Annotated in this window: 20 protein-coding genes; 11 read left to right on the top strand and 9 right to left on the bottom strand. The window is 65.9% G+C overall.

All coding sequences use genetic code 11. The features are described 5' to 3' along the window. Positions 1 to 73: 73 nt before the first annotated feature. The 5 genes from gatA to BJ122_RS07795 all read right to left on the bottom strand — a co-directional run bounded on the left by gatA (position 74) and on the right by BJ122_RS07795 (position 3,555). Positions 74 to 1,552, bottom strand: a complete 1,479-nt coding sequence (gene gatA / locus BJ122_RS07815) for an Asp-tRNA(Asn)/Glu-tRNA(Gln) amidotransferase subunit GatA (RefSeq protein WP_110780538.1) — start codon at positions 1,550 to 1,552, stop codon at positions 74 to 76. Continuing rightward, on the bottom strand, positions 1,549 to 1,767 hold the full coding sequence (locus tag BJ122_RS07810; RefSeq protein ID WP_110780537.1) for a hypothetical protein: 219 nt from the start codon (positions 1,765 to 1,767) through the stop codon (positions 1,549 to 1,551). Before BJ122_RS07810 ends, gatA begins: the two co-directional genes overlap by 4 nt. Positions 1,768 to 1,794: 27 nt before the next feature. Continuing rightward, entirely contained in the window at positions 1,795 to 2,082 is a 288-nt protein-coding gene (gene gatC, locus BJ122_RS07805) for an Asp-tRNA(Asn)/Glu-tRNA(Gln) amidotransferase subunit GatC (protein WP_110780536.1), read from the bottom strand. A gap of 77 nt (positions 2,083 to 2,159) precedes the next feature. Then, positions 2,160 to 3,239, bottom strand: a complete 1,080-nt coding sequence (locus BJ122_RS07800; protein WP_110780535.1) for an NAD(P)H-dependent flavin oxidoreductase — start codon at positions 3,237 to 3,239, stop codon at positions 2,160 to 2,162. Between the two features lie 94 nt (positions 3,240 to 3,333). Next, positions 3,334 to 3,555, bottom strand: coding sequence for a hypothetical protein (locus BJ122_RS07795; protein WP_110780595.1), 222 nt, complete (start codon positions 3,553 to 3,555; stop codon positions 3,334 to 3,336). Positions 3,556 to 3,716: 161 nt separating this feature from the next. Here BJ122_RS07795 and ruvX point away from each other — a divergent pair, with 161 nt between their 5' ends. Together ruvX and BJ122_RS07785 are read left to right on the top strand one after the other, a co-directional pair. Next, entirely contained in the window at positions 3,717 to 4,211 is a 495-nt protein-coding gene (gene ruvX, locus BJ122_RS07790; RefSeq protein ID WP_110780594.1) for a Holliday junction resolvase RuvX, read from the top strand. Between the two features lie 3 nt (positions 4,212 to 4,214). Further along, a complete protein-coding gene (locus BJ122_RS07785) occupies positions 4,215 to 5,141 on the top strand; it encodes an AEC family transporter (RefSeq protein WP_110780534.1) in 927 nt (308 codons plus the stop codon). Between the two features lie 28 nt (positions 5,142 to 5,169). On the opposite strand, the gene BJ122_RS07780 is transcribed toward BJ122_RS07785, so the two are convergent. Next, positions 5,170 to 5,922 (bottom strand): M15 family metallopeptidase, encoded by a 753-nt coding sequence (locus BJ122_RS07780; protein ID WP_110780533.1) that lies wholly within the window; start codon positions 5,920 to 5,922, stop codon positions 5,170 to 5,172. A gap of 114 nt (positions 5,923 to 6,036) precedes the next feature. Here BJ122_RS07780 and BJ122_RS07775 point away from each other — a divergent pair, with 114 nt between their 5' ends. The 4 genes from BJ122_RS07775 (at position 6,037) to dprA (ending at position 10,237) form a co-directional block, all read left to right on the top strand. Further along, complete coding sequence (locus tag BJ122_RS07775) at positions 6,037 to 6,990, top strand: aspartate carbamoyltransferase catalytic subunit (protein WP_110780532.1); 954 nt, start codon at positions 6,037 to 6,039, stop codon at positions 6,988 to 6,990. 4 nt (positions 6,991 to 6,994) lie between these two features. Beyond that, positions 6,995 to 8,296 carry a dihydroorotase gene (locus tag BJ122_RS07770; protein WP_110780531.1) on the top strand — a complete coding sequence of 434 codons (1,302 nt, stop codon included), beginning with the start codon at positions 6,995 to 6,997 and terminating at the stop codon, positions 8,294 to 8,296. Between the two features lie 36 nt (positions 8,297 to 8,332). After that, the gene (gene plsY / locus BJ122_RS07765) at positions 8,333 to 8,944 is read left to right on the top strand and encodes a glycerol-3-phosphate 1-O-acyltransferase PlsY (protein WP_027276832.1); all 612 of its coding nucleotides are present in this window, start codon (positions 8,333 to 8,335) and stop codon (positions 8,942 to 8,944) included. 147 nt (positions 8,945 to 9,091) lie between these two features. Next, positions 9,092 to 10,237, top strand: a complete 1,146-nt coding sequence (gene dprA / locus BJ122_RS07760; protein ID WP_110780530.1) for a DNA-processing protein DprA — start codon at positions 9,092 to 9,094, stop codon at positions 10,235 to 10,237. Positions 10,238 to 10,251: 14 nt separating this feature from the next. On the opposite strand, the gene BJ122_RS07755 is transcribed toward dprA, so the two are convergent. Beyond that, on the bottom strand, positions 10,252 to 10,467 hold the full coding sequence (locus BJ122_RS07755) for a hypothetical protein (protein ID WP_110780529.1): 216 nt from the start codon (positions 10,465 to 10,467) through the stop codon (positions 10,252 to 10,254). Positions 10,468 to 10,716: 249 nt separating this feature from the next. Between BJ122_RS07755 and topA the strand changes: the two genes are divergently transcribed. The 5 genes from topA to rpmG all read left to right on the top strand — a co-directional run bounded on the left by topA (position 10,717) and on the right by rpmG (position 17,353). Further along, on the top strand, positions 10,717 to 13,476 hold the full coding sequence (gene topA, locus BJ122_RS07750; protein ID WP_110780528.1) for a type I DNA topoisomerase: 2,760 nt from the start codon (positions 10,717 to 10,719) through the stop codon (positions 13,474 to 13,476). Positions 13,477 to 13,480: 4 nt separating this feature from the next. Beyond that, positions 13,481 to 15,847 carry a ribonuclease R gene (rnr, locus tag BJ122_RS07745; protein WP_110780527.1) on the top strand — a complete coding sequence of 789 codons (2,367 nt, stop codon included), beginning with the start codon at positions 13,481 to 13,483 and terminating at the stop codon, positions 15,845 to 15,847. 2 nt (positions 15,848 to 15,849) lie between these two features. Further along, positions 15,850 to 16,284, top strand: coding sequence for a DUF983 domain-containing protein (locus BJ122_RS07740; RefSeq protein WP_110780526.1), 435 nt, complete (start codon positions 15,850 to 15,852; stop codon positions 16,282 to 16,284). Between the two features lie 30 nt (positions 16,285 to 16,314). Beyond that, positions 16,315 to 17,070 carry an NUDIX hydrolase gene (locus BJ122_RS07735; protein ID WP_110780525.1) on the top strand — a complete coding sequence of 252 codons (756 nt, stop codon included), beginning with the start codon at positions 16,315 to 16,317 and terminating at the stop codon, positions 17,068 to 17,070. 115 nt (positions 17,071 to 17,185) lie between these two features. After that, positions 17,186 to 17,353 (top strand): 50S ribosomal protein L33, encoded by a 168-nt coding sequence (gene rpmG, locus BJ122_RS07730; RefSeq protein WP_110780524.1) that lies wholly within the window; start codon positions 17,186 to 17,188, stop codon positions 17,351 to 17,353. Between the two features lie 484 nt (positions 17,354 to 17,837). Here rpmG and BJ122_RS07725 read toward each other — a convergent pair whose 3' ends face one another. Together BJ122_RS07725 and BJ122_RS07720 are read right to left on the bottom strand one after the other, a co-directional pair. Continuing rightward, the gene (locus BJ122_RS07725; RefSeq protein ID WP_110780523.1) at positions 17,838 to 19,211 is read right to left on the bottom strand and encodes a PleD family two-component system response regulator; all 1,374 of its coding nucleotides are present in this window, start codon (positions 19,209 to 19,211) and stop codon (positions 17,838 to 17,840) included. A gap of 8 nt (positions 19,212 to 19,219) precedes the next feature. Next, entirely contained in the window at positions 19,220 to 19,585 is a 366-nt protein-coding gene (locus BJ122_RS07720; RefSeq protein WP_027276825.1) for a response regulator, read from the bottom strand. Positions 19,586 to 19,616: the final 31 nt, after the last annotated feature.

Raw genomic sequence — 19,616 nt, 5'->3', positions numbered from 1 at the left:
TTGTGATCGGCAAAGCATGACCAAGCGGCGCTTGAAAGGCAACGCCAAACGGCGGGACCTGATCGCGCCGCGATCAGGCCCACCACTTTTCGGGGATGAAACGTCCCGCGGCCTGCTCGATCACTTCGCCGAGCGAGAACAGCGTCTCTTCATCAAACGGCCGGCCGATCAATTGCAGGCCGAGCGGCAGCCCCTGCACGTCGCGGCCCGCGGGAACCGCAATGCCCGGCAGGCCGGCCATGTTCACGGTCACGGTGAAGATGTCGTTCAGATACATCTCGACCGGATCGGCGCCGCCCTTCTCGCCGATGCCGAACGCCGCCGACGGCGTCGCCGGGGTCAGGATCGCGGACACGCCATTGGCAAAGCAGGTTTCGAAATCGCGCTTGATCAGCGTTCGCACTTTCTGGGCGCGCAGGTAATAAGCATCGTAATAGCCGGCCGACAGCACATAGGTGCCGATCATCACGCGGCGCTTCACCTCGGCGCCGAAACCGGCGGCGCGGGTGTTTTCATACATCTCGACGATGTTGTGGCCGGGCACGCGCGCGCCGTAACGCACGCCGTCATAGCGCGCGAGATTGGACGACGCTTCCGCCGGCGCGACAATGTAATAGGCCGGCAGCGCGTAGCGGGTGTGCGGCAGCGACACTTCGACCAGCTCGGCACCCGCGGCCTTCAGCCAGTCGGCGCCGCGCTTCCACAGCGCTTCGATCTCCGGCGACATGCCCTCGATGCGGTATTCCTTCGGAATGCCGATCTTCATGCCCTTGACCGAGCGACCGACCGCCGCCTCGTAATCGGGCACGGCGCGATCGACCGAGGTGGTGTCCTTGGGATCGTGACCGGCCATCGAGCGCAGCAGGATCGCGGCATCGCGCACGGTGCGCGCGATCGGACCGGCCTGATCGAGCGAGGAGGCAAACGCCACGATGCCCCAGCGCGAGCAGCGGCCATAGGTCGGCTTGACGCCGACCGTGCCGGTGAACGCCGCCGGCTGCCGGATCGAACCGCCGGTATCGGTCGCCGTGGCGCCGAGGCAGAGATTGGCGGCAACCGCCGCTGCCGAGCCACCGGACGAGCCGCCCGGCACCAGCTTGGTTTTTGAGCCTTCACGGCGCCAGGGATTGATCACCGGACCGAAGCACGAGGTCTCGTTGGACGAGCCCATCGCGAATTCGTCGTTGTTGAGCTTGCCGAGCAGCACCGCACCATCGCGCCACAACTGCGTGGTCACGGTCGATTCGTACGGCGGCTTGAACTCGCCGAGAATTTTCGAGCAGGCCGTGGTGCGCACGCCCTCGGTCGCGAACAGATCCTTGATGCCGAGCGGAATGCCGGTCAGCGGTCCGGCCTCGCCGCGCGCCAGCGCTTCATCGGCAACCTTGGCCATGGCGCGCGCCTGATCCGGCGTCTCCAGCACATAGGCGTTCAGCCCCCGGCCGCCAGCCATCGCCTTGAGATAGGCATCGGTCAACTGCAACGCGGAAAAGGATTTGTTGGCCAGACCCTCGCGGGCCTCGCTGAGCGTCAACGAAGTGAGTTCAGTCATTTATTTACCGGGCTGCAGAAGAACGGAGACAGCGTCTTATCGTTTTCAGGGGCATCAAACATGTGACGCGGCCGGGTCTTGGCGTCGGCTTCCAGTTTGTCGAGGACCGCGTCCAGCAGCTTGTCGGGATCAGCCGTCTTACCCTCGCGCTGCATGGCGTCGAGAAAGTCCATATAGGCGCGGTAAGCGGTCTCGTCGTCACACAGCAGGCACATCGGCAGTCCCTCGCCGCTTCGGTCGGGTTATTCAACCACCTTCGGCACCAGGAAGAAGTGGTTTTCGGTGGCCGGCGCGTTGGCCACCACCTTGTCGGCGATCTCGCCATCGTCGACCACGTCCGCGCGCTTCTTCATTTCCATCGGCGTCACCGAGGTCATCGGCTCGACGCCTTCGACGTCGACCTCCGACAGCTGCTCGACAAAAGCCAGCATGGCATTGAGCTCCCCTTGCAAATGGGGAACCTCATCGTCGGTCACCGCAATGCGCGCGAGATGCGCGATACGGCGAACGGTGGCGGCATCGACGGACATGGAACCAGTTCTTTCGGCGTGGAATTCAGCAAAGCTGCCCTATAGCAGACCCGGCTTTCGCGCCGCAACTGCGGCCCTTAGGCCGCACCGAGCTGCTTGAGCCGCTGCTGTGCCGCTTTGGCCAGCTCCCGCGTCAATTGTTCGGCAGGTTGCCCGGTTCCGATCCGAACCGCCTGCCCGGCCCACAGGAAGCTGAAGTCCACCTTGCCGCGCTGCTCCGCCGCCGCGCGCAACGGACCGAGCGCGCCCGACGCATGCGGGAATGGCGGCACATCGGCCGACAACGGCCCGAGCTCACGCATCACCCGGTTGGCGATGCCGCGCGCCGGCCGCCCGGTCATAATATTGGTCAGCACGGTCGAGTCATCGCCGGCCTGCTGCATCGCCGCCCGCGCCAGCGCGCTGACCTTGGCCTCCGGACAATGCATATAGACGGTGCCGAGCTGCACCCCGGCCGCGCCGAGCGCGAACGCCGCCGCGATGCCGCGGCCATCGGCGATGCCGCCGGTGGCAATCACCGGCACCTTCACCGCATCGACCACCTGCGGCAGCAGCGCGAACAGCCCGGGCTGCGCCGCGGTGTCATCGGTCAGGAACATGCCGCGGTGACCGCCGGCCTCGGCGCCCTGCGCGATCACGGCATCGACGCCGTGCTGCTCGAGCCAGATCGCCTCGCGCACGATGGTGGCGCTCGACAGCACGAGCGCCCCCGCCGCTTTCACCCGCGCCAGCAGCGGCTCAGCCGGCAGGCCGAAATGGAAGCTGACCACTTCGGGCCGCAGCTCCTCGACCAGCGCGCACATCGCCTCATCGAACGGCGCGCGGCTTGCCGCCGGCGCCGGATAATCGGCGCGCAACCCGAGTTCCTCGGCGTAGCCGCTCAGCCGCACCCGCCAGTTCGCTTCGATCTCCGGATCGGACGGCACGGCCTGGTGACTGAAGAAATTCAGATTGATCGGCGCTTTGACCGCGCTTCGAAACGCCGCCACCTGCTCGCGCACTTTATCCGGCGGCAGCATCGCACAAGGCAGCGACGCAAGTGCGCCGCCTTTCGCCGCTGCGATCATCAGCTCGGCATCCGTCACGCCAGCCATCGGGGCCTGAATGATCGGAGTTTCGATACCGAAGAGATCGATAAGACGGCGGTCTGGCCACATTTCAACATTGCTCTCAGTTGATGGAGACGTCACCAGCGACGCTCCCGATCAAATGAAAGCAACCATGTACCGTTCTGGCAAGCTAGCGCAGCGATTACCCGCTATGCGCGCGCAAGATCCAGCGGCGCAGCGCCACACCGGCCCAGATCGCCTCGACCACGCCGAACGGCCACGCTCCTTGCAGAAAGCCATAGAGCGAGCCGAATGCACACGCCGCCGAGAAGCCGAGCACGAACCAGTGACTGCGATCCTCGAACGCGTAGCACAGCAGCATCGCGCTCACGGCAAACAGTCCGAACCAGGTCAGCGCATCCATCTCGATGATCTTCCGCACAATGAAATTGGCTCGCCGTGGTCGATCGCGGCGCGCTGCACAGCATGATCAATCCGGTCGCGATCCGCTAGCGGCATCGATGCCAGCGCACGCCGCGCTGGTTCGGCTTTGCTTCCATGGCGTCGCTCATGCTATGCGACGCCATGCCTGCCCCTATCCATCCTCTCGTTGAAACCGCCGCGTTGTGGCCTGCCACTGGCGCGTTGATCGGTCTCGATCTCGGCACCAAAACCATCGGCGTAGCGGTGTCCGATCCGGCGCGCCGGCTCGCCACCGGCGTCGAAACCGTGCTGCGCAAAAACTTCACCGCCGATGCCGCGCGGCTGCTGGCGCTCGCGCAAGAGCGCGCGGTGGTCGGCTGGGTGCTCGGCCTGCCGCTCAACATGGACGGTAGCGAGGGGCCGCGCGCGCAATCGACCCGTGCGTTCGCGCGCAATCTGGCCAAGCTCACCGAACTGCCGATCGGATTTTGGGACGAACGGCTCTCGACCGCGGCGGTCGAGCGCGAACTGATCGCCAACGACGTCAGCCGCGCCAAGCGCGCCAAGGTGATCGACCAGCACGCCGCGATCTTCATTCTGCAAGGCGCGCTCGACCGGCTGACAGTGCTGCGGCAGCAAAGTTCAGGGCCCGCCTGAGCCATGCTGGCGGTGTTCGCCGCGCTGGTCCCGGTTTTTCTGCTGATCGTGCTCGGCTATGGGCTGCGCCGCAGCTTGATCAAGGACGGCAGCCACTGGACCGCGATCGAACAGCTGGTCTACTACGTGCTGTTTCCGGCGCTGCTGATCGACACGCTGGCGCGCGCCCCGCTTGGCGACGTGCCGGTGGCCGGCGTCGGCGGCGCGCTGCTGCTGTCGGTGCTGGCGATGTCGGCGCTGTGCCTGCTGCTGCTGCCCTGGCTGGCCTCAATGTTGGCCGTCGATGGACCGGCCTTCACCTCGGTATTTCAGGGCTCGACCCGCTGGCAGACCTTTGTGGCGCTATCGGTCGCCGGCAGCCTGTTCGGCGAGATCGGCATCGCGCTCGCCTCAGTCGCCATGGTGGCGATGATCCCGCTGCTCAATGTGTTCAGCGTCGCGGTGCTGGCGCATTACGCGGCGCCGCAGCGCCTGGCCTGGAGCCGGATCGTGCTCGCGATCCTGCGCAATCCGCTGATCTGGGCGTGCCTGATCGGGCTCGCGCTCAATCTGACCGGCTTGCGGATGCCAAAGCCGGCGCATGAATTTGCCGACGCGCTCGGCCGCTGCTCGCTGGCGCTCGGCCTGTTGGTCGTCGGTGCCGGGCTGCATCTCGAAGGGGTGTTGCGGCCACGGCCGGCGGCGCTGATCGCGGTGACGCTGAAACTGGCGGTGATGCCGCTGATCGCGCTGACGCTCGGCTGGGCGTTTGGGCTGACCGGCACTCACCTCGCGGTGGTGGCGTGCTGCGCCTCGGTGCCGAGCGCGTCCAATGGCTATGTGCTGGCGCGGCAGATGGGCGGCGACGCGCCGCTGCTCGCCCAGATTTTGACGTTGCAGACCGCGTTCGCGGTGCTGACCATGCCGGTGTTCATCGCGCTCGCGGGCTGAACGCACGCGCGCATCACAACTAATCGCCTCACCGGCGCGGCACCGGGAAATCATAGGCGCCGCTCGCGACGCCCGGCATTGAGAAGTGCCACCACTCCTTTGAATAGTTCACAAAGCCCTGGCGCGTCATCGCGCCGACCAGGATGGTGCGCCAGCGGCGCTGCTCGGCGCTGATCGAACGCGCCGCGGTGTGGGCCTTGGCATCGGAACAATCATAGCCGGTGCCCATATCGACGCTGCCTTCCGGCGCGCGCAGCGCCGCGGGCGCGGTGCAGTCGGCATAGTCGCGCGACGGATCGAACGGCGGGCCTTTGGGCGCGCGCAGATCGACCAGCGTCAGATCGACCGCCGCCCCGGTGGAATGGCCGGAGCGCTCGGCGATATAGCCGAGCCGAAACAGCTCGGCCTTGCTGAAGCCGGGATTGTAGCGCCGCTCCGCCGCGGTCTCGCGGCCGTCCTGCGCCCAGGCCACCATGTCGCGCGACGCCCGCACCGGGCGGTAGCAATCGAGCATTTTCAGCGACAGCCCGCGCGGCCGCAGCTCGCGCTGCACCTCGCGCAGCGCGGCGCCGACCGCGCGCTTGACCACACACTCGTTACCGTCGTAGCCGGCGATCCGCCGCCCCATAAAATTGTGACGGCCGGCATAGCGCAGGTCCTGCTGAATGCTGGGGTCGATCTGCGACAGCAGCACGAAGTCGCCGGGCAGTTCCTGGCCATGGCCGGGGCCGCCGCCCAGCGCCACCAAGGCCAGCACCACCAGCGCCGGCCGCCGCCCCATCCATGTCATATTCACCACGTTCCCCTGCTCCGCCCCGACTGACCGGGGGAAAACTCCGCCGTCGGGAATTCGTCCTTGCCCGGCCTTTCGTCTCTCCCTATAGCTCTGGCTTTAATGACCCCAGCACCGAAATCTAGTTTCGTCCTCGGTCACCGGCATTTGCTGGGCATCGATGGGCTTTCCGCCGCCGACATCACCGGCCTGCTTGATCTGGCTGAAGAATATGTCGAGCTGAACCGTCAGGTCGATAAGAAGCGCACCAGCCTGCGCGGCCGCACCCAGGTCAACCTGTTCTTCGAGGCCTCGACCCGCACCCAATCCTCGTTCGAGATCGCCGGCAAGCGGCTCGGCGCCGACGTCATGAATATGTCGGTGTCGTCCTCGTCGATGCGCAAGGGCGAGACCCTGCTCGACACCGCGGTGACGCTGAACGCCATGCACCCCGATATCCTGGTGGTGCGGCATCACGCCTCCGGCGCGGTCGAGCTGCTGGCGCGCAAGGTCGATGGCTCGGTGGTCAATGCCGGCGACGGTGCCCATGAGCACCCGACCCAGGCGCTGCTCGACGCGCTCACCATCCGCCGCAACAAGGGCCGGATCGAAGGGCTGACCGTGGCGATCTGCGGCGACGTCATGCATTCGCGCGTCGCCCGCTCCAACATTCTGCTGCTCAATCTGATGGGCGCCCGGGTGCGCGTGGTGGCGCCCTCGACGCTGCTGCCGCCCGGCATTGAGCGCATGGGCGTCGATGTCGCGCGCGACATGCGCGAAGGCCTGAACGGCGCCGACATCGTGATGATGCTGCGGCTGCAGCGCGAACGGATGAACGGCTCGTTTGTGCCCTCCTCCCAGGAATACTTCCAGTATTTCGGGCTGGACCAGAAGAAGCTGTCTTATGCCAAGCCCGACGCCCTGGTGATGCACCCCGGTCCGATGAACCGCGGCGTTGAAATCGACTCCACCGTCGCCGATGGCGCGCAATCGGTGATCCGCGAACAGGTCGAAATGGGCGTCGCGGTCCGAATGGCTGTGCTCGAAGCGCTCGCACGCAATTTGCCCAATGCGTAACCCCATGCTCACAGACCGCCGCCCGATCCTGCTCGCCAACGCCCGCTTGATCGACCCGTCACGCGACTTCGATGGCATCGGCGACGTGCTGATCGCCGACGGCCTGATCCGCGACGCGCGGCGCGGCATCGGCGCCGCCGGCGTGCCGGAAGGCACCGACATCATCAATTGCGCCGGCAAGGTGGTCGCGCCCGGCCTGATCGACATGCGCGCCTTCGTCGGCGAGCCCGGCGCTGGCCACCGCGAGACCTTTGCCTCGGCGAGCCAGGCCGCGGCGGCAGGCGGCATCACCACCATCATCTGCCAGCCCGACACGTCGCCGGTGATCGACAATTCGGCGACCGTCGATTTCGTGCTGCGCCGTGCCCGCGACACCGCGATCGTCAACATCCATCCGATGGCGGCGCTGACCAAGGATCTCGGCGGCACCGAGATGACCGAAATCGGGCTTTTGAAAGCGGCCGGCGCGGTCGCGTTCACCGATGGCGACAGAAGCGTGATGAACGCGCTGGTGATGCGCCGCGCGCTCACTTACGCCCGCGATTTCGACGCCTTGATCGTCCATCACACCGAAGACCCCAATCTGGTCGGTGAAGGCGTGATGAATGAAGGCGAATTCGCCTCGCGCCTCGGGCTGATGGGCGTGCCGACCGCCGCCGAAGCGGTGGTGCTGGAACGCGACATGCGCTTGGTGGCGCTGACCGGCGGCCGTTATCACGCCGCCTCGGTGTCGTGCATCGAGTCGATCGAGATTTTGAAGCGTGCCCGCGACGCCGGGCTGCGCGTCACCGCCTCGGCCTCGATCAATCATCTCACCTTGAACGAGAACGACATCGGCCCGTATCGCTCGTTCCTGAAATTGTCGCCGCCGCTGCGCACCGAGCCTGATCGCCAGGCGCTGGTGGCCGCGCTCGCGGCCGGCGTGATCGACGTGATCATGTCCGATCACAACCCGCAGGACGTCGAGGTCAAGCGGCTGCCATTCGCCGAGGCGGCGCCGGGCGCGATCGGGCTGGAAACCATGCTGCCGGCCGGCCTGCGGCTGATCCATAGCGGCGAACTCGATTTCCTGACGCTGATCCGCGCGATGTCGACCCGCCCGGCCGAACTGCTCGGCCTGCCGGGCGGCACGCTGCGGTCCGGCAGCCCTGCCGATCTGATCGTGATCGATGCCGATGTGCCGTGGGTGCTTGACCCGAACGAGCTGAAATCGAAATGTCGTAACACCCCGTTCGACGAGGCCAAGTTTACTGGCCGCGTGGCCCGCACCATTGTCAGCGGCCGAACGGTTTATGAACACGTGTGAGTGCGCCGGCTGGCGCCGCCGAGATAGGTGATCCCGATGACCATCCTGATCAATCTCGCCGCGTTGGCTCTGGGTTACCTGTTCGGCTCGGTGCCGTTCGGGCTGATCCTGACCAAGATCGGCGGCACCCAAGACCTGCGCTCGATTGGCTCGGGCAATATCGGCGCCACCAATGTGCTGCGCACCGGCCGCAAGGGCCTGGCTGCCGCCACTTTGCTCGGCGATGCGCTCAAGGGCACCGCGGCGGTGCTGCTCGCCGGCTATCTCGCCAAGCTGACCGGCGCGGTTCCGGCCGAAGCTGCGATGCTGGCCGCGCTCGGCGCGTTCCTCGGCCACCTGTTTCCGGTGTGGCTGAAGTTCAAGGGCGGCAAGGGCGTTGCGGTCTATATCGGCGTGCTGATCGGCCTGTACTGGCCGGCGGCGGTGGCGTTCTGCCTGATCTGGCTCGGCGTCGCCTTCACCACCCGCTATTCGTCGCTGTCGGCGCTGATCGCCAGCCTCGCCACCCCAATCCTGCTGTTCCTGTTCGGCCATACCGCGATGGGCTCGCTGTTCGCGGTGCTGACCGTGCTGCTGTTCTACATGCACCGCGACAACATCAAGCGGCTGATGGCCGGCGCCGAAGGCAAGATCGGCCAGAAGAAGTAATGGCCGGCGCTGCCGCATGCCGGCAGCGCCGCCCTTCACACCCATTCGACCAGCAGCTTGCCTGCAATCATAAGTTGCGCCACACTCCCAGTGAGAGCTGAAGCGTTTTCTTGACGCGAACCGGCATCCACTTCGCTCGAAAACGCTATGGGGGGAGCGTGCGTGGACGACGGGCAACAAGCAACCATCCTTCTCAGCGACGCGCAGCGGCTCGACTGGCTGCGGCTGATCCGCAGCGACAATGTCGGGCCGCGCACCTTCCGCTCGCTGATCAATCATTTCGGATCGGCTCGCGCCGCCTTGGAACGGCTGCCCGAACTGGCCCGGCGCGGCGGCGCCGCCCGGCCCGGCCGGATCGTCAGCGCAGCTGAAGCCGAGCGCGAACTCGCCGCCTGCGCCCGGATCGGCGTGCGGCTGCTGGCGCCCGGCGAGACCGGCTATCCGCCGCGCCTCGCGGTGCTCGATGACGCGCCGCCGCTGCTCGCGATCCGCGGCGCCCGCGCCTGCCTGATGCGGCCGGCACTGGCGATGGTCGGCTCGCGCAATGCGTCCGGCGCAGGTCAAAAATTTGCCGCGCTGCTCGCCCGCGAACTCGGCCAGGCCGGCTTCACCATTGTCTCGGGACTGGCGCGCGGCATCGATCAGGCCGCGCACCGCGCCAGCCTTGCCAGCGGCACGGTGGCGGTGCTGGCCGGCGGCCATGATCAGATCTATCCGCCCGAACATGACGGCCTGCTCGCCGAGATTCTGGCGCAAGGCGGCGCGGCGATTTCGGAAATGCCGCTCGGCCACGTGCCGCGTGCCCGCGATTTCCCGCGCCGCAACCGGCTGATTTCCGGCCTGTCGCTCGGCGTGGTGGTGGTGGAAGCCGCGCACCGCTCCGGCTCGCTGATCACCGCGCGGATGGCCGCCGAGCAAGGCCGCGAAGTGTTCGCGGTGCCGGGCTCGCCGCTCGATCCGCGCGCCGCCGGCACCAATGCGCTGATCAAGCAAGGCGCGCTGCTGATCGCCAATGCCGCCGACATCATCGAAGCGGTGGCGCCGATTTTGGAACGGCCGATCGCGCCGCCGATCCGCGAGGACGACGACCAATTGCCGCTGTTCGAGCCGGAGAACAACGACCGCGATCGCATCAACGCTTTGCTCGGACCGACCGCGCTCGCGCTGGACGATCTGATCCGTATCTCAGGTTGCTCGGCCGCGGTGGTGCGCACCGTGCTGCTCGAACTGGAACTGGCGGGCCGCCTGGTGCGCCACGGCAATGCGATGGTGTCGCTGGCCACGCCCGATTGATCGGCCGCGCGCGGCTAACGCTGTTCCGGCGAAGGGGCGCCGCCCTGATGCAGCCGGACGATTTCCGCCGCCTCCATGCGCGCCATGTCGAGCAGATAGCCCAGCATGTCGAGCCGATGGCGGCGCGCCATGAAGGCCAGATTGGTGGTGGTTTCGACCACATAGACCGCTGCTTCCAGCGCCCCGCCGTCACCGGCGCTGGCGTCGGATGAACTGCCCCGTCGCCCCATGGTCAAAATGGCTCCCTTGTCCGGGTTCCGACTGAACCTTTTGCTACACCACTATAGAACGCACAGGCTCAAAAATACAACTAGAAGTTTTATTTTACGGTCATTACAACCTGAAATCCTGGTCGCGATCGGGTGATTTGCTCGCATCCGATTTGACAGTGGGCGGCTCTACACCCATGTTCGCCCCCAAACTGAGCCGGCGACTCTGTCGCCCGCGTCGGTTTTTTGCTCTTAAGCTATTGGAATGACATGAATCTCGTCATTGTCGAGTCGCCCGCCAAGGCCAAGACGATCAACAAGTACCTCGGCAGCTCGTTCGAGGTATTGGCCTCGTTCGGCCATGTGCGCGACCTTCCCGCCAAAAACGGCTCGGTCGATCCCGAGGCCAATTTCCAGATGATCTGGGAGGTCGACCCGAAAGCGGCGAGCCGGCTCAACGACATCGCCAAGGCGCTGAAAGAGGCCGACAAGCTGATCCTCGCAACCGACCCTGATCGCGAGGGTGAGGCGATCTCCTGGCACGTGCTGGAGGTGATGAAGCAGAAGCGCGCGCTAAAAGACCAAAAGGTCGAGCGCGTGGTGTTCAACGCCATCACCAAGCAGGCGGTGTCCGAGGCGATGAAGAACCCGCGCCAGATCGACGGCGCGCTGGTCGACGCCTATATGGCGCGCCGCGCGCTCGATTATCTGGTCGGCTTCACGCTATCGCCGGTGCTGTGGCGCAAGCTGCCCGGTGCCCGTTCCGCCGGCCGGGTGCAATCGGTGGCGCTGCGGCTGGTGTGCGACCGCGAGCAGGAAATCGAGCGGTTCGTTGCCCAGGAATATTGGTCGCTGGTGGCGACGCTGGCGACGCCGCGCGGCGACACCTTTGAAGCGCGCCTGACCGGCGCCGACGGCAAGAAGATTCAGCGGCTCGACATCGGCTCGGGCGCCGAAGCCGAAGATTTTAAGCAGGCGCTGCAGGCCGCGCAGTTCGCGGTGGCCTCGGTCGAAGCCAAGCCGGCGCGCCGCAATCCGCAGGCGCCCTTCACCACGTCGACGCTGCAGCAGGAAGCTAGCCGCAAGCTTGGCTTTGCGCCGGCGCACACCATGCGCATCGCGCAGCGGCTCTATGAAGGCATCGACATCGGCGGCGAGACCACCGGTCTGATCACCTATATGCGTACCGACGGCGTGCAGATCGACCCGTCCGCCATCGCCCAGGCGCGCAAGGTGATCGGCGAGGACTATGGCAACGCCTATGTTCCCGACGCGCCGCGCCAGTATCAGGCCAAGGCCAAGAACGCCCAGGAAGCGCACGAAGCGATCCGGCCGACCGATCTGTCGCGCCGCCCGGCGTCGCTGCGCAGCCGGCTCGATCAGGATCAGTACCGGCTCTATGAGCTGATCTGGATCCGCACGATCGCCAGCCAAATGGAAAGCGCCGAGCTGGAGCGCACCACCGTCGACATCGAAGCCAAGGTCGGCGCCCGCAACTTGGAGCTGCGCGCCACCGGCCAGGTGGTGAAGTTCGACGGCTTCCTGGCGGTCTATCAGGAAGGCCGCGACGACGATGGCGACGACGACGAAAGCCGCCGGCTGCCGGCGATGAGCGAAGGCGAAGCGCTGCAGCGCCGCGAGCTTGCCGTCACCCAGCATTTCACCGAACCGCCGCCGCGCTTCTCGGAAGCCTCGCTGGTCAAGCGCATGGAAGAACTCGGCATCGGCCGGCCTTCGACCTATGCCTCGATCCTGCAAGTGCTGAAAGATCGCGGCTATGTGCGGCTCGAGAAGAAGCGGCTGCACGGCGAGGACAAGGGCCGCGTGGTGATCGCGTTCCTGGAAAACTTCTTCGCGCGCTATGTCGAATACGACTTCACCGCGGCGCTGGAAGAAGACCTCGACCGGATCTCCAACAACGAAATCTCCTGGCAGCAGGTGCTGCGCGATTTCTGGACCGACTTCACCGGCGCGGTCGAAGAGATCAAGGATCTGCGCGTCTCGCAGGTGCTGGACGTGCTCGACCAGATGCTCGGCCCGCATATCTATACGCCGCGCGAAGACGGCGGCGACCCGCGGCAATGCCCGAGCTGCGGCGAAGGCCGGCTCAACCTCAAGGCCGGCAAGTTCGGCGCCTTTGTCGGCTGCTCGAACTATCCGGAATGCCGCTACACCCGCCCGCTCGCCGCCGATAGCGGCGCCGAGGGCGGCGACCGCGTGCTCGGCAAGGACCCGGACACCGATCTCGACGTCGCGCTGAAATCGGGCCGGTTCGGCCCCTATATCCAGCTCGGCGAAGCCAAGGACTATCAGGACAGCGAGAAGCCGAAGCGCGCCGGCATTCCGAAATCGATCTCGCCGGCCGATATCGACCTCGATCTGGCGCTAAAACTGCTGTCGCTGCCGCGCGAAGTCGGCCTGCATCCGGAAACCGGCCAGCCGATCAAGGCCGGCATCGGCCGGTTCGGCCCCTATGTGCAGCACGAAAAGACCTATGCCAGCCTGGAGGCCGGCGATGAGGTGTTCACGATCGGTTTGAACCGCGCGGTGACGCTGATTGCCGAGAAGATTGCCAAGGGCCCGAGCAAGCGCAAATTCGGCTCCGATCCCGGCAAGCCGCTCGGCGATCATCCGACGCTCGGCGCGGTGGCGCTCAAGAGTGGCCGCTACGGTGCCTATGTCACCGCTGGCGGCGTCAACGCCACCATTCCGAACGACAAGACGCCCGACACCATCACGCTGGAAGAAGCGATCGCTTTGATCAACGAGCGCGCCGCCAAGGGTGGTGCGAAGGGCGGCGCCAAGAAGAAGGCGGCGGCCAAGAGCAAGGCGGCTGACGGCGCCGATGGCGCCGAAAAACCCGCCAAAAAGGCTCCGGCCAAAAAGGCGGCGGCTAAGAAGGCCCCTGCCAAGAAGGCCGCGGCAAAAACCGCCACCACCAGCAAGGCCCGCACCGCCAAGACCGCCGCGGCGGCCAAGCCTGCCAAGAAGGCGGCGGTGAAGAAGACCGCATCCAAAGCCAGCGGCTAGGCATGTGAGCAGCAAACGGCGCGACGACAGTAGCTTCCCCGAACGCGACGCGATCGTCGCGTTCATCAAGGCCCATCCTGGCAAGATCGGCACGCGCGAGATCGCCCGCGAATTCGGCTTGAAGAATGCCGATCGTGTCGCGCTCAAGCAGCTGCTGCGCGAACTGGTCGACGACGGCACCATTCGCAAGCACGGCCGGCGCGTTGCCGAGCCGGCGGTGCTGCCGCCAACCCTGCTCGCCGACGTCACCAGCCGCGACAAGGACGGCGAACTACTCGCCAGCCCGAGCGAATGGGATGAGCAGGACGGCACGCCGCCCAAAATCCTGCTGCATATTCCGCGGCGGGTGCGGCCAGAATTCATTCCCGGCGTTGGCGACCGCGTGCTGCTGCGCGTCGAGCCGAACGAGCGCGGCGACCGCATCCCCTATCGTGGCCGCGTCATCAAGCTGATCGACCACGGCAAGAGCCGCGTGCTCGGCATCTTCCGCGCGCTGCCCGGCGGCGGCGGACGGCTGCAGCCGGTTGACAAGAAACAGGCCGGCCGCGAGCTGAACATCGCCGCTCATGACGCCGGCGACGCGCAGGACGGCGACCTCGTCAGCGTCACCATCGTGCGCAGCCGCGGTTTTGGGCTGGCCTCTGGCCGGGTGCGCGAACGGCTCGGCTCGCTCGCCACCGAAAAAGCCGTCAGTCTGATCGCGATCCATAGCCACGAAATCCCGCAGGATTTTTCGGTGGCCGCGCTCGCCGAAGTCGCCGATGCCAAGACCGCGACGCTGAAAGGCCGCGAGGATTGGCGCGAAGTCCCGCTGATCACCATCGATCCGCCGGACGCCAAGGATCATGACGACGCGGTGCATGCCGAGCCGGATTCCAATCCGGCCAATGAAGGCGGCTTCATCCTCACCATCGCGATCGCCGACGTCGCTTACTATGTGCGCCCCGGCTCTGCGCTCGATCGCGACGCGTTGCAGCGTGGCAATTCGGTGTACTTCCCGGACCGGGTGGTGCCGATGCTGCCGGAGCGCATCTCCAACGATCTGTGCTCGCTGAAACCGGGCGAGCCGCGCGGCGCGCTGGCGGTGCGGATCGTGGTCGGTGCCGATGGCCGCAAGCGCTCGCATTCGTTCCATCGCATCCTGATGCGCTCGGCGGCGAAGCTCGCTTATGCGCAGGCGCAGGCCGCGATCGACGGCCGCCCCGATGACATCACCGGCCCGCTGCTCGAAACCGTGCTGCGCCCGCTGTACGACGCCTATGCCGCGGTGAAGCGCGCGCGCGACGAGCGCGATCCGCTCGATCTGGAACTGCCCGAGCGCAAGATCGTGCTGAAGCCGGATGGCACGGTCGATCGGGTGATCGTGCCGGAGCGGCTCGACGCGCATCGCTTGATCGAGGAGTTCATGATCCTCGCCAACGTCGCCGCGGCCGAAGCGCTGGAAAAGAAGGCGCTGCCGCTGATCTACCGCGTGCATGATCAGCCCAGCGTCGAGAAGGTGCACAATCTCAGCGAGTTTCTGAAAACGCTCGATCTGTCATTCGCCAAACAGGGCGCGCTGCGGCCGACCCAGTTCAATCGCATCCTGGCGATGGTGAAAGGCCACGAGGCGGAACCGCTGGTCAACGAAGTGGTGCTGCGCTCGCAGGCGCAGGCGGAATACGCCGCCGAGAATTATGGCCATTTCGGCCTCAATCTGCGCCGCTACGCGCATTTCACCTCACCGATCCGGCGCTATGCCGACCTCGTGGTGCATCGCGCCTTGCTGCGCGCGCTCAATCTTGGCGACGGCGCCCTGCCCGCCACCGAGACCGTGGAACAGCTCGGCGAAGTGGCCGCGCAGATCTCGATGACCGAGCGCCGCGCCATGAAGGCCGAGCGCGAAACCGTCGATCGGCTGATCGCGCATTTCCTCGCCGACCGGATCGGCGCCACTTTTGCGGGACGGATTTCCGGCGTCACCAAGGCTGGCTTGTTCGTTAAACTGACTGAGACCGGCGCCGACGGCCTGGTTCCGATCCGCAGCCTCGGGCTCGATTACTTCCATTACGATGAAGCGCGTCATGCCTTGACCGGCAGCCGCAGCGGCGTGGTCTATCGGCTCGGCGACGCCGTCGAGGTTCGCCTCGTCGAAGCTGCGCCGATCGCCGGTGCACTTCGTTTTGAACTGATCGATGGCGGTGGAACCATTGCGAGCCGGCGCGGCCGGGCCCATGTTGGCCGCGGGGAGCGAAAGCTCGGCCACGTCGGCAAGACCACCAAGAAGTCGAAGGCCGCCAACAAGGCCAGTATCAAGAAGGCCAACAAGTCAGCGGCGAGCAAAGCGAAATCGGGTCGCGCCGGCCAAGCCAGCAAGCCACGCAAAGGCTGATCATGGATGATAGCGACGCTAGCCGCGTCGTGCCGTTGCACCGGGCGCCCGCGCGGCGCAACGTCGTGCTGGCGATGAAGCGCGGCTGCTTTGGCCGCTGCCCGCGCTGCGGCCACGGCCATCTGTTCCGCGCCTTTCTCAAGACCGCCGAGCGCTGCACCACCTGCGGCCTCGATTTCACGGCGCACCGCGCCGATGACTTGCCCGCTTATCTGGTGATCGTGATCATCGGTCATCTGGTGGTGCCGAGCGCGCTGTGGCTCGAGACCCATTATGCGCCGCCGATCTGGCTGCAACTGGCGATCTATCTGCCGGTGACGCTGCTGGGCTCACTGGCGCTGCTGCAGCCGGTGAAAGGAGCCGTGATCGGATTGCAATGGGCGTTGCGGATGCATGGCTTTGACGACCAGCGATCTTCCGATATCCCTGCGGTCTAGCACCAAGCCAAGACCAATTGCGGGGACGGAATGACCGAGACGGCAACGCCCACGGCGAGCGACGACATCATCACGGAGCCGAGCCATCATCCCTATTGCCGCCCGAAAGACGCCGCCACGCTGATCCTGATCGACCGTTCCAGCACGGCGCCGCGCGTGCTGGTCGGCCGGCGCCACGACAATGTGGTGTTCATGCCCGGGCAGTTCGTGTTCCCCGGCGGGCGGGTCGACAAGACCGACCACCGCGTGCCGGTGGCGGCGCCGATCAGCGCCGAATTGCAGGCCAATCTGCTGAAAGGCAGTCCGAAGACCACCGCGACCCGCGCCCGCGCGCTGGCGGTGGCGGCGATCCGCGAGGCCTGCGAGGAGACCGGGCTGTGCCTCGGCCGCGCCGCGCCCGGCGCCACGAAACCCAGCCTCGACGGCCCCTGGGCGCCGTTTGCCTCCGCCGGCCTGCTGCCGGACCCGTCCGGGCTGTTTCTGATCGCCCGCGCCATCACCCCGCCCGGCCGGATCAAGCGGTTCGACACCCGATTCTTCAGCGCCGACGCCTCGGCGATCGCCCATCGCATCGACGGCGTGGTCCATGCCGAGGCCGAGCTGGTGGAACTGGCCTGGGTCGAGATCGGTTCGCAGCCGCTCGCGGCCATGCACCCCATGACCAAGAAGGTATTGGCTGAATTGAAGAATCGGCTTTCCGCCGGACCGCTGCGCCACGATGCGCCGGTGCCGTTCTTCCATTTCTATGGCGGCCGGATGCAGATGGACCTCTTGCCGGGCGGCTGAACCACAGCCCGCTCGGCGCGCAAACCTTGACTTTGCGGAATTGCCGAGTAGGTTGCGCCGCGAATGCAGGCCGCCTAGGCCGGCTCCCGATTCCCATTGTTTCGAGGTTTTCACCATGGCCAAGGCGGTCACCATCAAGATCAAGCTCGTGTCGACCGCGGATACCGGCTTCTATTACGTGGCGAAGAAGAACTCGCGCACCATGACCGACAAGATGGTCAAGAAGAAATACGATCCGGTCGCCCGCAAGCACGTCGAGTTCAAGGAAGCCAAGATCAAGTAAGCTGGCTCAGCTGACTGACGATGGATGTACGGGGCCCCTGCGGCCCCGTTTTTCATTTGTGGCGTGGGTATGCCGCGCCTTCCCCAGCCCGTCATTCCGGGCTACGCGCGTCAGCGCGTAGACCCGGAATCCCGAGATGATGATGAAGGACAAACCCGCCTGAGATGCCGGGTTCGCACGCTATCGCGAGCGCCCCGGAATGACCTGGAGTAATGGCCGAGAACCGCCGCGGGTGCGCGGCCCCTCCCCGGATTGCGCTGCGCTCCATCCGGCTACGCGCTTGCTGAGCGGCGATGAACCGCCGAGCGCGACCTCACTGATCAAAGCACCGTCATTCCGGGCTACGCGCGTCAGCGCGTAGACCCGAAATCCCGAGATGGTGACGAAGGACAAAACCGCCTGAGTTTCCGGGTTCGCTCGCTATCGCGAGCGCCCCGGAATGGCTGGGTGAGGTTGTCGTACTGAACGCTGACGCCGAAAGAGCTTAAGCCGCCGCGGCGACCACACGGTTGCGGCCGTCGTGCTTGGCGCGATACAGCGCGGTGTCGGCGCGCTTCAGCACATCGGCGATCGGCTCGCCCTTGCGTTCCAGCGTCGACAGCCCGATCGAGATCGTGACGTCGATCTGGCGCGCGCCCTTCTCGATCGCAAACGGCTCGCTGGCGACCGCGCCGCGCAGCCGCTCGGCGACCATGCTGGCCACCTGAACATTGGTCTCCGGCATCACCACCACGAATTCCTCGCCGCCGAAGCGGCAGGCGAGATCGATGCCGCGGATCGAGCGGCGGATGCGCATCGCGAATTCGCGCAGCACGTCGTCGCCGGCGTCGTGACCGTAGGTGTCGTTGATCGATTTAAAGAAGTCGATGTCGAGCATCATCACCGCCAGCGGCTTGCCGCGCGCTGAAGCCTGCTCGGACAGCGTCTTGAGGTGGCTTTCCAGATAGCGGCGATTATGCAGCCCGGTGAGCGCGTCGGTGACCGCCATTTCGAACGAGTGCTGCACGTTATCGCGCAATTGCTCGGTGTAGCGCCGGCGGCGGATCTGGGTGCGCACCCGCGCCAGCAATTCATTCTTGTCGACCGGGCGCATCAGATAGTCGTTGACGCCGATTTCCAGGCCCCGCAGCAGCCGTGCGTTGCTGTCGGCCTCGGCGATCGCGACGATCGGCACATGCCGGGTGCGATCCAGCGAGCGCGCCTGACTGCACAGCCGCAGGCCGTCATATTGCTCGAGCCCGAGCGACACGATCAGCAGATCGTAATTGCCCTCGGCGGCCTGAAACAGCGCATCCTCGGGCCGGGTTTCCAGATCGACGTGATGCTCGGTGGTGAGCAGCGGCACCAGCCGCTCATAGGACGACGGCCGGTCATCAACCAGCAGAATGCGGCCGCCCTTGCCGGTTTCGGCGACGGCGTCGCGCTCCGGCTGCTGCATGCCGATCTCGTAGGACGTGATGGCGCGCATCCGCAGCTCATCAGTCATCATCTTGAGCCGGGTCAGCGAGCGCACCCGCGCGATCAGCACCACGTCGGACACCGGCTTGGTGAGGAAATCGTCGGCGCCAGCTTCCAGCCCGCGCACACGGTCGGCCGGCGAATCGAGCGCGGTGACCATCACCACCGGGATGAAATGGGTCGCCGGATTGGATTTGAGCCGGCGGCACACCTCAAAGCCGTCCATATCCGGCATCATCACGTCGAGCAGAATCAGATCGCATTCCGAACGCGCGCAGGCCTCCAAGGCCTCGGCGCCGTTGGCGGCGGTGATGACGTCGAAATACTCAGCAGTCAGCCTTGCTTCCAACAGCCGGGCATTGGCGGGAATATCATCGACCACGAGGATACGGGCGGACATGCTCCCTCCTATCCGATGAAGCGCCGGACCGTTTCGATGAACTTGCCAACGGAGATCGGCTTGGACAGATAGGCCTCGCAGCCGCCTTCGCGGATTCGTTCCTCATCGCCCTTCATGGCGAAAGCGGTGACGGCGACCACCGGGATCGAACGGAGCTGGGGATCGTCTTTGATCCAGCGGGTGACTTCCAGGCCGGAGACTTGCGGCAGCTGAATGTCCATCAGGATCAGATCGGGGCGAAGCTTGCGCGTGAGATCGAGCGCTTCGTAACCGTTACTGGTACCGGAGGTCTGGTAGCCATGGGCCTCCAGCAGGTCGCGAAAGAGCTTCATATTGAGCTCGTTATCTTCGACGATCAGGACGGTCTTGGCCATCCCGCCCTCCATTCCGGAAACAAAATGCCCG

It is taken from the genome of Rhodopseudomonas faecalis (assembly GCF_003217325.1).
GTDB classification, from domain to species: Bacteria; Pseudomonadota; Alphaproteobacteria; order Rhizobiales; family Xanthobacteraceae; genus Rhodopseudomonas; species Rhodopseudomonas faecalis.
The sequence above is the reverse complement of the archived record's forward strand: the minus strand, read 5'-3'. Positions and strand labels throughout refer to the sequence as shown.